10 protein-coding genes are annotated in these 14,480 nt (G+C 40.2%); 1 reads left to right on the top strand and 9 read right to left on the bottom strand.

All coding sequences use genetic code 11. The annotated features are described in order from the left end of the window. Positions 1 to 237: 237 nt before the first annotated feature. The 7 genes from IQ274_RS10770 to IQ274_RS10740 form a co-directional block, all read right to left on the bottom strand. A complete protein-coding gene (locus tag IQ274_RS10770; protein WP_194142241.1) occupies positions 238 to 630 on the bottom strand; it encodes a hypothetical protein in 393 nt (130 codons plus the stop codon). Positions 631 to 815: 185 nt separating this feature from the next. Then, a complete protein-coding gene (locus tag IQ274_RS10765) occupies positions 816 to 2,525 on the bottom strand; it encodes an aconitase/3-isopropylmalate dehydratase large subunit family protein (protein WP_194142240.1) in 1,710 nt (569 codons plus the stop codon). After that, positions 2,509 to 3,600 (bottom strand): isocitrate/isopropylmalate family dehydrogenase, encoded by a 1,092-nt coding sequence (locus tag IQ274_RS10760; protein ID WP_194142239.1) that lies wholly within the window; start codon positions 3,598 to 3,600, stop codon positions 2,509 to 2,511. The genes IQ274_RS10765 and IQ274_RS10760 overlap by 17 nt, the downstream gene beginning before the upstream one ends. A gap of 222 nt (positions 3,601 to 3,822) precedes the next feature. Beyond that, a complete protein-coding gene (locus tag IQ274_RS10755) occupies positions 3,823 to 5,961 on the bottom strand; it encodes a patatin-like phospholipase family protein (RefSeq protein WP_194142238.1) in 2,139 nt (712 codons plus the stop codon). 61 nt (positions 5,962 to 6,022) lie between these two features. Next, a complete protein-coding gene (locus IQ274_RS10750) occupies positions 6,023 to 6,442 on the bottom strand; it encodes a hypothetical protein (protein WP_194142237.1) in 420 nt (139 codons plus the stop codon). Positions 6,443 to 6,544: 102 nt separating this feature from the next. After that, complete coding sequence (locus IQ274_RS10745) at positions 6,545 to 6,937, bottom strand: hypothetical protein (RefSeq protein WP_163929157.1); 393 nt, start codon at positions 6,935 to 6,937, stop codon at positions 6,545 to 6,547. Positions 6,938 to 7,898: 961 nt separating this feature from the next. Beyond that, on the bottom strand, positions 7,899 to 8,810 hold the full coding sequence (locus tag IQ274_RS10740; protein ID WP_194142236.1) for a cation diffusion facilitator family transporter: 912 nt from the start codon (positions 8,808 to 8,810) through the stop codon (positions 7,899 to 7,901). Positions 8,811 to 9,140: 330 nt separating this feature from the next. Here IQ274_RS10740 and IQ274_RS10735 point away from each other — a divergent pair, with 330 nt between their 5' ends. Further along, a complete protein-coding gene (locus IQ274_RS10735; RefSeq protein WP_194142235.1) occupies positions 9,141 to 11,483 on the top strand; it encodes a glycoside hydrolase family 31 protein in 2,343 nt (780 codons plus the stop codon). Between the two features lie 304 nt (positions 11,484 to 11,787). Here the strand turns inward: IQ274_RS10735 and IQ274_RS10730 are convergent, their stop codons facing one another. Next, the gene (locus IQ274_RS10730; RefSeq protein WP_194142234.1) at positions 11,788 to 13,191 is read right to left on the bottom strand and encodes a GumC family protein; all 1,404 of its coding nucleotides are present in this window, start codon (positions 13,189 to 13,191) and stop codon (positions 11,788 to 11,790) included. A gap of 100 nt (positions 13,192 to 13,291) precedes the next feature. Then, positions 13,292 to 14,461 (bottom strand): DegT/DnrJ/EryC1/StrS family aminotransferase, encoded by a 1,170-nt coding sequence (locus IQ274_RS10725; protein ID WP_163929161.1) that lies wholly within the window; start codon positions 14,459 to 14,461, stop codon positions 13,292 to 13,294. Between the last annotated feature and the right edge of the window lie 19 nt (positions 14,462 to 14,480).

The following is a 14,480-nucleotide window of genomic DNA, read 5'->3' as shown; positions in this document are numbered from 1 at the left end:
ATCTAAAAGTGTCTAAAGTTACAGTGAAATACTTTTCAAACAACCTCTCAGAGGCTATTTTCTTTGCTCGCAGAAATTTGGTGCGATCGGTTAACTGATACTGATTTTAAATAGAATCCGAATGGATATCTTAAAGCAAAATCCAATCAGCTTTTAATAACCCCAAATCCCTAATCTAAAATCCCAAATAGGAGTTGTGCCATTTGATTTTAAATGTTACCGAATCTAACCGTGAAATTATTCCTCGACAATTTCAATTGTTTTTGGAGGCTGAACATCTTCCACCTCAGTAACAGTTTCTGGACTAAGGTGATTTTTCAGTTTGAGTTTTAACTCCTCTGAAATGGGTAAATCTTTAATTTCTTTCAGGAGATATCTTACAGATTCGGTTTTACTCCGTTCTGTATAGACAGCTTTGAGAACAGCTTCAATTCCATATCCCGCTACAGTATCCCCTACAACCGTTATCAGACCGAGTATTCCTATACCTCCAACGATGCCAAATGGGCCTCCTATTGCTGTGAGGGCAGCAACAATAGCAGCATTACTACCTGCTGATGTAACTGTTAAAATCACGAGAATTATCCCAGGAAGACCCAGACCAGCAAGTTTTTTAGCGATTTCGTCCATTTTAATTACCTAAAATCCTTTTTTCTTGGTTAAGACATTACTAAGGGTAAGAGCATAGAGTCTTTGTAAATCAAGAAACTTCTCTCAAAACCTAGACTAAGCTAAATAAGAGTAATTCACGTTCAGATTGGGTTAATATTCTTTGAGTTTTATCTCTAATTCAACCCCATCTGATAGCTCAGTCTTTAATCAAAGCGATCGCTAATTTTTCCATTTACAGCAGAGATAGCTACTGTTCTCGGTGAGGCTAAATAATTTTTGCCTGTTGGATCGCCACTGCGTCCTTTAAAATTGCGATTGGTTGCATAAATACCTGTTTCTTCTTTCGCCAAAACCCCAAATCCAGAATTGATACAAGCCCCACAACCTGTCTTGAGAATTTGTGCCCCTGCTTGTTCAAAAATGTCGAGATAGCCCAATTCTTGAGCTTGTTCTCTAATTTCAATGGTTGCAGGTACAATAAACAAGTTTACACCGTCTGCCAGTTGGCGACCATTTAAAACTTCGGCTGCCTGAGCTAAGTCATAGAGTTTTCCTCCAGTACAAGACCCAATAAAGGCTTTGGTAATCGGAATGTTTTCTAACTGACTAATGGCAACTACTTGATCTGGTTTCGGGGGACGTGCAACTTGTGGTTCTAAACTACTGAGGTCAAATTGATAAACCCTTTCGTACTCAGCATCAGCATCGCCGATAATCTCTTGAAATTCTTCTGAAACTCGGTTTTTTAGATAGTCACGGGTTACTTCATCAGGAACAATCAACCCACAGATTGCCCCACACTCCACGGCCATATTGGCTAAAGTTAACCGTTCATCAAAAGGCAGTTGTGCCAGGATTGACCCTCTAAACTCCATTACTTTACTGGTAGCGCCAGCACAGCCGATTTGTCCCAGAATAAACAGGATAATATCTTTGGCACTGATTGTAGGAGGTAAGGTTCCAGATAACTCAAATACTAGGGTTGGAGGAACACGAATCCACATATCTCCTGTGGCATATATATTAGCCATATCTGTCGTTCCCACGCCTGTGGAAAAGGCTCCCAATGCTCCGTAGGTGCAAGTATGGGAATCTGTACCGGCAATTATCATCCCTGGTCGGACAAACCCTTTTTCTGGGAGTAAAACGTGACAGATACCTGCTGCTTCACCAGGGGAAACCACATCAAATAAGTGGCATTCTTGGAATTTAGCAAATGCAATCATCTGTTCGTACATCAGATATGCTTTGTCATCAGCACGGATGTCGTTGATTTGGATGAAGTGATCTGCTACTAAGACCACCTTTTGGGAGTCCCATAACTTTGCTCCTTCTCCATACTGTTTATAGAATGTTTTAGCTACAGGCCCGGCTACAGCATCATGGGATAATGCTAAATCGACCTGAGCAAAAACCACTTCTCCAGGCTGGACGTAGGAATTTCTAGAGGCTTTGGCCAAAAGTTTTTCTACTAAAGTCATGGGTCGGGTCGGGGTCAGGCTGCGAGGAATGGTAATCTGACCCTGACGACGCAGCTGATTAAAAGACATTAACCCACCTGCTGCTGCGATCGCATCAACGACAGGATTCTCCTGTTTCTCCCCTAGAATTTCTAGAGAAAGTCCAATATTGATGCTATTACGATAAAAAATTTCGGCGAACGATCGCGCCCGAATCTTTGTAATTCCAGCAGCTTGTAGGGCAATGGGAGCAATTTCTCGACTGGAACCACAGCCGAAATTTTCTCCTGCTTCAATCACATCATATTTTAGCAGTTCACCTGCTCCAATCACATATTCTAAAGCATAATGTTTTAAGCTATCTAGATCATCATTTGTCGCTCGATTAGCAGGAATAATATCATCAGTATTAATATCATCCGCAAGGTGCAAAACTTTATTTTCGTGACTCATGAAGCACTCCTAATTGAGAATGTTGCACAACTGAAAGTTCTTCAAGTAAAAGGTCAACTAAGGTTGCAGTGTTAACTAAAATTTCTTCTCCTTGGGTAAACAAATCAGCTGTTCGGTATCCCTTAGCTAAAATTCGGTCTTGCGCTGCAATAATCTGTTGAGCAGCCTGCACTTCTCCCCATTGCTGAAGCATTAAAACACACGCTCCCAAGGTTCCGAGGGGATTAGCAATTCCTAAGCCTGCAATATCTGGAGCCGTACCATGAATGGCCTCGTACAAACCAAATCCATTAGCGTTAAGACTTGCCGATCCTAATAAGCCAATTGAGCCAACTAATGCACCGCCAATATCGCTGAGAATATCTCCAAACAAATTACCAGCCAAAATGACATCAAACCGTTGGGGATTTAAAACCATAAGCATGGCTAAGTTATCTACCAGCATTGGCTCAACAACAACGCCGGAAAATTGTCTAGCTTCTTCTTGAACTAGACGAGTCCAAGGCAAATGAGGTAAAGCGTTTTCTTTGTGAGCTACGGTCAGTAATCCTCGGCGAGATTGCGCTTTTTCTAATGCTTTGTGAGCAATTCGACGAATCTCTTCATCGTAATAGCGCATTGTATGGTATCCATAATTTCCTTGTTCATCGCAAGAGCGTCCAGATGGGCCAAAATAGATTCCACTGACTAGTTCTCGAACGATGAGAATATCAAGTCCTTGAATTTTCTCTGGTCGAAGACTAGATTTATGCACAAGACTGTTAACGCTGAGGATTGGACGAAGATTGCAAAAGAAGTCGAAGTGCTTTCGGAGTTCCAGCAATCCGCCTTGACTAACTGCACCAAATACAATCCCATCGGCTCCATCGCACAGTTCGGCGGTGGCTTGAGGGAAGTAACTACCAAGTTGTTCAAAGGCAGTTGCGCCGAGCCAGCCATAGTCTACCTGTAAGCTAAATCCTTGAAGTTTAGCAACGTGTTGCAGAATTTTTAAGGAAGCTTCCACTACTTCAGGCCCAATCCCTTCTCCAGGAATGGCAACAATCCGATAAGATGCCTTACTTAAAGACTCCATTTGGCCACAACTCCAATACCTCGTTGTTTTACATACTTACTCAGAAAGCCTCAAAGGTTGTTTTAAAAGTTTTTATCTATGATTTTAGACACTTAATTTATTCCCTCTGTTCTCCTAAAAAGGCAGGAGACTGGAATCAAAGTTTCCCAATTTATCGAGTGATTTAGAGGGAACTAAAACTTTTGATATTGCTAAGGCAACTTTTAAAACATCCTCTCAGATTTAGCTTGTTAAAATACTACACAACTCATCGATTTGTTGACTTCTTTCTTGAATTAGTATGCTACCTAAAGTTTGTAACTGTCGGACATTTTCTAGTTTGGCATTATCTATTGCTTCAAGTTCGCTTTTTAGGAATGTTTGGAATCGATAATAAGAAGCTTTACTCCCTTTATTAGTAGCCTCAAATAACCGTTCTAATTCTCCGGCTACTACTTCGCTCCCACCGTCCAGTACAATATTTAACAGTGGTTTTGCCCATTGTAATAGTCCCCATTGTTTGACTTCATCATAAGCGTAGACACTGGTCAAGGAACCAGTACCCAAGGATACTAATAAGATATCCTCTATATTCAGGGCTTGTTTGGTTTCTTGTCTACTGATTTGTGCTTCTAAAATAGCCAAATTAGCTGGATTATTAGCAACTACTCCACCATCGACTAAAGTATAAAATCCGTTGGTATTATGGGAGCTAGAAACGCGATAGGGAGCGAAATAAGTTGGAGTTGCACTAGTTGCTAATGCCGCATCTGCGAGGGTAAAACCTGCACATAACTTACGAAACTTTTTCGATTCTGTCTGTTGTTTTTCCAGTTTGTTAGTAAAGAATATTGGAATTCGCTGCTCGATATCGTAGCTAGTTACAAAAACTTCTTTGAGATTATTTTCTAGAGGAGTATCACCAAAATATTGCCTAATAATTTCTTCTCTTCCTTCGGAAGAATATTTTGGTTGAACGAATATATCCTCTATTTGACCGAGTACTTTTTCCCAGAATGGCTCGTAAAATATCTCAGCCCCATACTCAATATATATTTGCAGGAGATCCTCAGCACTATATTGGGCGGTGGGTGAGGTATCAGTGGCCTCTAAATCTAATCGGGGTTTAGTTAATCCGAGTGCCAGAATTCCGCCGCTAGAAGTGCCAGAAATTAAATCGAACAAACTAAAAATCGGCTTTTGTGTCCGCTTTTCAATTTCTGCCAGGATCATGGTGGGGATAATGCCCCGAATACCGCCTCCGTCAATGGCAAGGATTTTATATTTGGAATTGGCTTTAGTATTCATAGTTTTTGGCGATCGCTCCTGAGTTAATGTTTGTGGTTGTTCCTGTTGTTGGATATTGACTGCAACTGTTTGGGCTGTTTCTGATTTCTGTCCCTTTGGCTGATTAGTTTGAATATTTGCAGATTTTTCGGTCTGTCTTTTTGTCCCTTTTTTTCCCTTTGTTGTTGTCTCTGTGGGGATGTCAGTTTCTACAACCGGAGGAACCTCAACGGATAGTTGCCGCAAATCACCTTCAGCGATCGCAGTTACTTGAATGGGGATAACTTCTGCAATCAACTGGTTTTCTTCGTCGAGTACCACAGTTTCTGATGGTTTTTCCTCATCGGGATTAGTCAACGTCTGATCTTGTGTCTCAGTCTCGTTGGATGATTGTGTAATTCCAAAGGGAAGTTGTGCAACATCCCAACTGGGATTGCCACGCAATTTTCCATCATGGCCATTGCCAGTTTGGTCTTTTACACTTGTCCCTTGTCCTTCGTTTAATGCCCAGTAAGCGATTAATCCTTGTTCATTGCCAACTAAAGGTTGATAGCGATGCCTCTGGATTTCCACTGGGGGACAAGGGTAATTCCAGACGCTAATGTTAGCTAATTGACCGGTGAAATATATGTTGTTGTGTAAAGTCGCGCCCAGAGTCACAGAACTCGTTGCTTTGTTTAAAGAGTCACCTGTAAAGTAGCCAAAGTACTCATGTTCGTCAAGGTATATACTTACTTGACCCTTATTAAAAACAATAGCAAAAAAGTGCCATTGTCCGACAGTTAACTCTCCATTACCAAAGGGTTTGATAAACTTTTCAACATTCTCATCAATGTATACATCTAGGTTTCCTGATTCACTGATGCCAAACTCAAAATTATCACTATATCGATCTGAAGAACGAGCGAAAAAAACGTTGCGCGTTCCATAAGTGGTGGCTTTATCTGTTAGTTGATGAGGATTCACCCATCCTGAAATTGTAAAGGCTGAACTTCCTTGAGCAAAAACACCATCAAAATCGTTTTTGCCAAAATCTATGTAATCATCTTGACCATCAAATGTTAGTACTGATTGGCTATATATCTGGTTTATCACAATATTTTAATCTCCACAAAAAAATAAATTTGTAATTTTGCTTTCATAATTTACGGTAGAACTAGTTAGAAATAGTATTGGCATTACCCAGTAATATATCAATCTGTTTAATGATTGCTTTAAACTCACCTGCATTAAAGCGCTGGCTAAGTTGCGATCGCTGAATTTTGCCAATTGCAGTTTTAGGAATAATTTCTTTATCTACTGGAATCAAATAATCGGGATTTACTCTCAGACTGTTCACAATTCGAGGGTGAATTTCTTTTATGAGACTCACTAAACTCTCATCATTAAAAAGTTTTGGACTAAAAAAGATGTCTAATTGATCGGTATTACTTCCAGTGGCTCGGATGGCATAAGCTGCTGCATAATAAACTTCTACGCCTGCAATTTCTTCAATAGGGGCTTCAATTTCATGATAATATTTAAAACTTAAATGACTTGAATTTTCTAAAAGCTGATTATAATTATGTAATTGCATTAGCTTTTATATCCTTATTAAAGTCCCCTTTTGATAAAAATAGTATTATTTTGCTGTACATGGTCAACCTAAATGTTGACAATTTTACAGTTTATATAAAAACTATTCCTCAATAATTTCAATTTTTTTTAGATATCGAACTTCTTTAGTATCAGTAATCATTGCTACGCTAAGTTGATTTTTTAGTTTTATTTTTAGCTCCTCTGTAATCGGTAAACCTTGAATTTCTTTGAGGAGAAATATCACAGATTCGGTTTTGCTACGTTCTGTATAGATGCCTTTAAGAATGGCTTCAATTCCATATCCCGTTACAGTATCTCCTACCAAAGTTACTAGACCTAGCAGGGCTATACCTCCGACGATGCCAAACGGCCCTCCCAAGGCTGTCAGAATAGCTGCAACCGCAGCAGAACTCCCCCCTGTTGTTACCGTTAGAATCACGAGTATTACACCAGGAAGACCCAGACCAGCAAGTTTTTTAACTATGTCATCCATTATAATAATTACCTAAAATCCTTACACTTGGATGCTGATGAAAACACTACTTAAGTATCTAATTCAGAGAAATATTTTCATGGGGATAATATATTCTCTATTGAAGAAACTATATGTTTAAATAATAGCTCGTAAAATATCTCATTCCTGTACTGATATTTTTAATGAGATTTTCAATACTATATTCAGGGCTCGGAAATGTATGAGATTTGTTTAAGTTTAATAAAATTCTGTTAGTCTGATTGTAAGAATACCTCCGGTTTAAATATCAGCAATTAAATCTAACAAACTAAAAATAATCTTTAGTATTCGCTTTTGTATTTATGCTAGTACAATTGCCCCGATACCGCCTCCATTAATGACAAGCATTTTATATTTTTATGGGTGTGACCTCTATAGTTTTTTGGAGTGGATTAGGGATTTCTTATGAGATAATATTTATGGTTATTCCTGCTATTTAATATCGGACAAAACTTTCATTACAATAGATTTATTAAAATAGACTAATTTTTAATTTAATAACTGCATTTTAAAGAACAGGCTCAACTTCAACCTACAAATCATCTCAGCTTTATCTACAAAATGCAATAGCAGTTAAGACAGTTAAGCGGACAGTTAAGCGGATGGTTAAGATAGCTAAACAGACATTTAAGACATTTAAGACAGTTAAGCGGACAGTTAAGACAGTTAAGACAGTTAAGGAGATAGTTAAAATTTTTAAAATTACTAATTACACAGAAGTTACTAACTGTAACTTCTGTGTAATTAGGTAAAGAATTATGCAGATTCCCAGAGGTACTTGCTTTTTTTCGTCCCTAGGAGCTACCGCCTCATACATACACTTATTCAAAAAACCCTGCTGATGTTGGATCGTTGAATGGAGCAGAGGTGGCTGTTTTGTGTTTAGAAGGTGGTTCACCTATTATTTAACCTTTTGAACAGTGCTTGCAAGTGATTCATGTCATTGTTTACTAGTCCGCTCCAATTCCTGATCGTCCCAGGATACAGGGTCTTCTAATGGTTCCAGATGAGTTGTGATGCTGCTTTTTGGCAATGCTTGAATGATGCTCAACTCAATTGCTTCGCATAAATCATGTCCTTGCTGCACTGTCCATACTCCAGGTACTAAAACATGAAAGGAAATAAACCGACGTGTTCCAGCAATCCGAGAACGCACTGCATGGAACTGGATACCTTGGCGTTCATATTTACTGAGAATAACCCGGATTGTCTCTATTTCTTCAATAGGCAAGGCAGTATCCAGTAATCCAAAAAAGCTTTCTCGTAGCAAACGAAATCCTGTCCAGACAATATTGACTGCTACCAACAAAGCGATGATTGGGTCAAGTACTAGCCAGCCTGTTACCTGAACTAAAAAGATTCCCACTATCACACCACCCGAAGTCCAGACATCAGTAAATAGGTGGTGAGCATCAGCTCGCAGTGTAATCGAACGCAAACGTCGTCCTGCTTTTAGCAAGACAAAAGCAACTACACCATTGACTGCTGTTGCCAACACTGATAGAGTCAACCCCAATCCCACTTGAGCGATCGCTTCTGGATGCAGTAATCTTCCCCAAGCTTCAACTCCAATACTGATAGCTGCAACTATAATCAATGCACCTTCTGCTCCACTGGAAAAATATTCCGCTTTAGAATGCCCAAAGGTGTGTTCTGCATCAGCTGGTTTGGCAGCATAAGTTACTGCCCACAGTGCTACCAATGCTGCGGCCAGATTCACACACGATTCAATTGCATCCGAAAGCAACCCTACCGATCCGGTTAGCAGATAAGCCCCAAACTTCAAAGCAATAGTAACAACTGCTGCCCCAATTGATAGGAAAGCGTAGGAGCGCACTGTTCGAACACTCATCAAATTTACTCAACTGTAATTTTCAGCCAACAGTAACAAATTTAGCTCATAGCTTCATCCACCTTGAGACTTTGATTAGAATTTTGTATCCATATAGAAACGGGTAATCTCGCTCTTGGAGGGAATGAGGAACACCATTGTTTCTCTGGGTAACGGTAGTAATGTCTGCGATCGCAGACATTAGTATTTCTGGCTCCAAAGCGCGGCTTTGATTGCCTAGGAAAGTAATAAATAAAGTTCAATATACGCTATGCCTAAAGATACACGCTTTTGAGTAGTAGTTTATGTGAATCTCAATTGGGTAAAATAGTTATCTTGAAATCAGAAATTATGCCACAATACTTTGGACAACTGCACACAACTGAAGCGCCTTGGTCAATCCTGGGAGCAGTACAAGCAATACAACAGAATGAACGCCATATCCTCTTGCTATGCGGCGGCCCCTGTCTAATAGTTAGTGTGCTAGCACCAAACTTAATTCGGGTAAGGATGGCCCCAAGTGGTGAATTTCTCTCTAGGCGATCGTGGGCAGTTGCACTTGCGGATGAAGAATGGCCTAATGTGCCGTTTGAAGTGCGGGAAAAAGCAGAGACTATAGAAATTGAAACTGAGCAATTGTGTATTGTCGTGTCCCGCAATCCGTGTCGTATCCAGTGTTTTGACTCAGCAGGACAGCCTTTTGCACAAGATACAGACTTAGGGATGGGGTGGCGCACAGGGGAGGTTGCTGGGTGGAAACGGATTGAATCTGACGAACATTTCTATGGTTTTGGTGAACCGACTGGTTTACTAGATCAGCGATCAAAAGTGAAAACCAACTGGGCATCAGATGCGATCGATTACGGCATCATGACAGACAGTATGTATCAGGCCATTCCTTTTTTCATCGCCTTGCGTCCTGGATTGGGATACGGACTTTTTTTTAATACTACTTATTGGAGCCGATTTGATCTGGGCGCACAGCAGCCTGGAGTCTGGCAGATGGAAACTCAGGGAAGTGAACTAGATTACTACATTATTTATGGGCCTGAACCTGCGAAAATTATCCAGACTTACACCCAGCTAACTGGACGGATGCCTTTGCCACCTCGATGGTCATTAGGTTATCACCAATGTCGCTGGAGTTATGAGTCACAAGATATAGTAGGAAAACTAGCTGATGAATTTCGTCAGCGTCGCATTCCTTGTGATGTTATTCATTTAGATATTGACTATATGAATAGCTATAGGGTTTTTACCTGGAGTCCCAAGCGATTTGCTGACCCTCAAAAATTAATCCACAATCTCAAACAAGATGGATTTAAAGTAGTGACGATTGTTGATCCGGGAGTCAAATACGAGCCAGAAGCAGATTACAAAGTCTTTGACGAGGGATTAAACAACAACTATTTCATCCGAAAAACTAATGGTCAATTGTTCCACGGCTATGTTTGGCCAGACAAGGCTGTCTTTCCTGATTACCTACGTCCTGAAGTTAGAGATTGGTGGGGAAATTGGCAAAAAAGTTTGACTGATATTGGTGTTGCCGGCATCTGGAACGACATGAATGAACCCGCACTTGATGACCGTCCATTCGGCGACCCTGGTAACAAAATTTCCTTTCCCCTTGATGCACCACAGGGGCCAATTAAGGAAATAACCACCCACAAGGAAGTTCACAATCTTTATGGGCTAATGATGGCACAGGCATCTTATCAAGGAGCGAAAATATCTCGTCCGACTGAACGCTCTTTTATATTGACGCGCTCTGGATATGCCGGCATTCAACGCTGGTCAGCTATCTGGACAGGAGACAATCAATCTCTGTGGGAACACTTGGAAATGTCCATACCAATGCTTTGTAACCTGGGTCTATCGGGCATTCCCTTTGTTGGTAGTGATATTGGGGGGTTTGCGGGGAATGCTACGGCTGAACTATATGCGCGTTGGATGCAGCTAGGAATGCTTTACCCCTTGATGCGTGGGCATTCAGCATTAACTACTGCACAGCATGAGCCTTGGGTATTTGGCGATCGCATCGAAAAAATTTGCCGCGAGTATATTGAACTCCGTTATCAGCTACTACCTTATATTTACAGTCTTTTTTGGTTAGCTGCAACTACTGGCGCACCAATTCTTCGCCCACTTCTGTATGATTTCCCCAATGACCCAAAAACCTTTTCTCTTGCCGATCAAGTAATGCTTGGCCCCTCGTTACTCGCAGCACCAATTTACCGTCCAGGCGTTGAACATCGTGCTGTGTACTTGCCTGAAGGTTGTTGGTATGATTGGTGGAGCGGGGAGACATTCACAGGGCCAACTCACATTCTTGCTTATGCGCCACTGGAGAAAATGCCGTTATATGTTCGTGCTGGCTCGATTATTGCGATCGCACCAGTAATGCAATATGTAGATGAACATCCCATAAACCAAATGAGACTGCGGATTTGGAAGGGCGTTGGTGAGTTTACCCTTTATGAAGATGATGGTCATACTTTTGAGTACAAAACAGGAGCCTTTTGCACCACAACTTACCGTGTTTATTCCGAGCAGCAAAGAACCATTGTTGAGATTGCAGCCAGAGAAGGTGAGTTCTCACCTATAACGCGTGAAACCACTGTGGAATTAGTCGGCGTTGGTGAACAGACTTTTGTGGATAATGGTACTGCACATCGGTTGGAATTTTCTACTTAGACAGATCCATAAAATTGATTCTGAAATTTGCATTTAGAATTCAGTAATATTCGTGAAATGGTATTACTCAAAGAAAGAATAATCCCTAATGAAGTCAAGTCGCTTCTCTACGAGACGCTACCGCGAACGCTCCAATTAAAAATTATTAATTAAAAATTGCAATCAGTCGGGGCTTTTACCCACCACTGATTGTAGACCAATGAATCAAAAATTCAGTGGGGGCTTGTACCCCAAATTAAAAAATATTATCCTCCTTAATTTTTAACTTTTAATTTTTAATTTTTAATTTTTAATTAAAAAAAGGTCAATCCCAACAACTTTTGGTCTCATCAACAGTCTTAATTGATTTATCTGTTGCTTCCAAAATAAAGATAGCCACTAAAGTAGCCAGGATAGCCAGCAAAGAAGCACTCACAAGCATAAAAGGAGAAGAAATAGGCTCTTGAGGAACTTGAGCTTCGGATAGGATAATTGCATTACCTAAGTTTTGATTTTCCGCTAAACGGCTTTCTTCTAGCTTTTGTTGCAAAAGTAAATAAGTAGATTGTGCGACTTGTGCTTTACGTTCTAACTGGCGTTGTTGTTGTTCTAATCTCGGAAGATAACTCAAACGTTGTTTGTAGCTAGCTTGTAAGTTAGATAAAGCAGCAGCTTGGCTTTCTAAACCTAGATGGGTTGACTCTAATTCTATAAGCTTCGCTGAGAGTTGCTGTTGTAGCTCTCCTAATTCATAGTTTTGATTTAGTTGTAGTTTATGCGTTCCTGTAACTTTTTTTATGCGTTGTTGCAGTAGCTCTTTTAAAGACTTTAACTTGTCTTCTAAATCTAGAATTTGCGGATGGGTGTCTTTTACAACAGTTCGCCTGAGTGTAAGTTGCGACTCTAATTGTTGAATTTCTTTAAGAATATCTTGTACACCTGAAATTTGGCTAAGGGAAGTCTTAATCATTGCCTGCCGAGAGTTCATACCCAATTGTTCGCGGATTTCTTTAGACTGTGCATCGACATCGGCAATTCTTGATTGAGCTTCACCAAATTTCTTTTGTAAATCTGCAATGTTTTCTACTGCCTTACTTGCTTCTTCTGGCAGGGAAACACTTCTATAGTTTTCTTTAAACTTTGCTATCTCGGCTTCTGCTTTTAGAACAGTTAATTCTGCATTCGGCATCTGTTTTTCTAAAAATTTGCGCGCAGCCGTAGTTTGATTCCTCTGAGCTGATATATTATATTCTAAATAAGCATCCATCAATTTATTAACAACTTCTGTTGCAATTTCCGGATTAGTATCTTGATAAGATACTAATAAAATATCAGTTCCATTAATATTATTCACAGTCAATTTTTTAAGAAAAGCCTGGAGTTTTATAAGCTCTCCTTTGTCGTCCTTCAAGTTAAGTTTTTTTATAGCTTTTTGCGCTATAGGTATAGAGCGTATAACTTCTGCTTCTGTATTTAAAGGATTAGTTTGATCCTGAGATACTGATTCTAGCTTGTTTATTTCTGCTCCTACTCCCGTTAGGGAAGAAGTTATATTTGTTTTGTGAAACAGCAGCTTTCCCTCTGCCATATACTTAGGTTGCCTTAATAGCAAAGGTAGCAATGAAATTAGCAAAGCTGGGAAAAATATTACTATAAAAGACAACCATCGGCGCTTCAAAATTTGCAAATATGTATTAAATGTAATAATGCTTTCTGTTTGAGATTCCATAAATTTCAATTGAATTTTTGATGATTGATGTAATTAAGCTTGAATGACTCAATATTACAAACAAGCAAAACAAATAAGATAGATAATTTGTCAAACCAATCTACTGATTAGATAAAGACATATAAGTATGAGTTTTAGAACTATTATGGCGAACTGCTAGAATTTCACTAATCACTTGCTCCAAATTTTCGTCTGTGAGATTAGATCCCGAAGGTAGGCAAAGACCGTGTGTAAATAAATCTTTAGCTACTGTATCTCCAATATATTCACACTCAGCAAACACAGGCTGAAGATGCAAAGGCTTCCATACAGGACGAGTTTCAATTTGCTGTGCGGCAAGTGCGATGCGGACTTGTTCTCGATCTGCTCCAAAAGTTGCTGGATCGATTGTTAAACAGGTTAACCAGCGAGTAGCACGGCCAAAAATAGCTTCCGGCATAAATTCTATGCCTGGAAGATTTCCTAAAACCTGTTGGTAAATCTTAAAGTTGCGTCTTCTAGCTGCCACTCGCTCACTCAAAAGATGTAATTGACCGCGACCAATACCAGCTAAAACATTGCTAAGGCGGTAGTTGTAACCAATTTCCGAGTGTTGGTAATGGGGAGATGAATCACGTGCTTGGGTTGCTAAGAAACGGGCTTTTGCTACCAATTGTGGATCGTCGGAAACCAACATCCCGCCGCCGGAGGTAGTGATGATTTTATTGCCATTGAAGGAGTAAATGCCAATGCGCCCAAAAGTTCCGGGGGAACGCTCTTTGTAGCTAGCACCTAAAGCTTCAGCTGCGTCTTCAATTAAAGGAACATCATATTGATTGCAAGCTTTCAGGATGGGATCGATATCTGCACTTTGACCATACAGATGCACAAGTACCACTGCTTTAGGCAATCTGCCAAAACGTGCGCGGTTCTCTAGGGCTTCCTGCAATAAGTCAGGATTCATATTCCAAGAAGTGCGATCGCTATCAATAAATACTGGTTTTGCTCCTAAGTAAGCAATTGGATTGGCGGTAGCTATAAATGTCAGGGTAGAGCAAAAAACTTCATCTCCAGACTGGACACCTACTAACCGTAAAGCCAAATGCAGAGCTGCTGTACCAGAACTAACAGCCGCCGCATACCCAGCCCCAGTTTCTTGACAAAATTCTTGCTCAAAAGCATTTACGTGTGGGCCTACTGGTGCAATCCAGTTAGTATCAAAAGCTTCTTTGATGAGTTCTAGCTCGCGATCGCCCATGTGTGGAGTCGAGAGCAAGATTGGTTTAGTCATGATTATTTTCAGTAGTTTG

The organism is Nostoc sp. LEGE 12447, assembly GCF_015206985.1.
In the GTDB taxonomy this organism is placed as follows: Bacteria; Cyanobacteriota; Cyanobacteriia; order Cyanobacteriales; family Nostocaceae; genus Nostoc.
Note: the sequence above shows the minus strand (reverse complement) of the source record. Positions and strands in the feature narration are given on the sequence as shown.

Excerpts from the sequence above, each read along its gene's own strand:
- IQ274_RS10770 (WP_194142241.1), bottom strand. The coding sequence starts at position 630 with ATGGACGAAATCGCTAAAAAACTTGCTGGTCTGGGTCTTCCTGGGATA.
- IQ274_RS10765 (WP_194142240.1), bottom strand. The coding sequence starts at position 2,525 with ATGAGTCACGAAAATAAAGTTTTGCACCTTGCGGATGATATTAATACT.
- IQ274_RS10760 (WP_194142239.1), bottom strand. The coding sequence starts at position 3,600 with ATGGAGTCTTTAAGTAAGGCATCTTATCGGATTGTTGCCATTCCTGGA.
- IQ274_RS10750 (WP_194142237.1), bottom strand. The coding sequence starts at position 6,442 with ATGCAATTACATAATTATAATCAGCTTTTAGAAAATTCAAGTCATTTA.
- IQ274_RS10745 (WP_163929157.1), bottom strand. The coding sequence starts at position 6,937 with ATGGATGACATAGTTAAAAAACTTGCTGGTCTGGGTCTTCCTGGTGTA.
- IQ274_RS10740 (WP_194142236.1), bottom strand. The coding sequence starts at position 8,810 with ATGAGTGTTCGAACAGTGCGCTCCTACGCTTTCCTATCAATTGGGGCA.
- IQ274_RS10735 (WP_194142235.1), top strand. The coding sequence starts at position 9,141 with ATGCCACAATACTTTGGACAACTGCACACAACTGAAGCGCCTTGGTCA.
- IQ274_RS10730 (WP_194142234.1), bottom strand. The coding sequence starts at position 13,191 with ATGGAATCTCAAACAGAAAGCATTATTACATTTAATACATATTTGCAA.
- IQ274_RS10725 (WP_163929161.1), bottom strand. The coding sequence starts at position 14,461 with ATGACTAAACCAATCTTGCTCTCGACTCCACACATGGGCGATCGCGAG.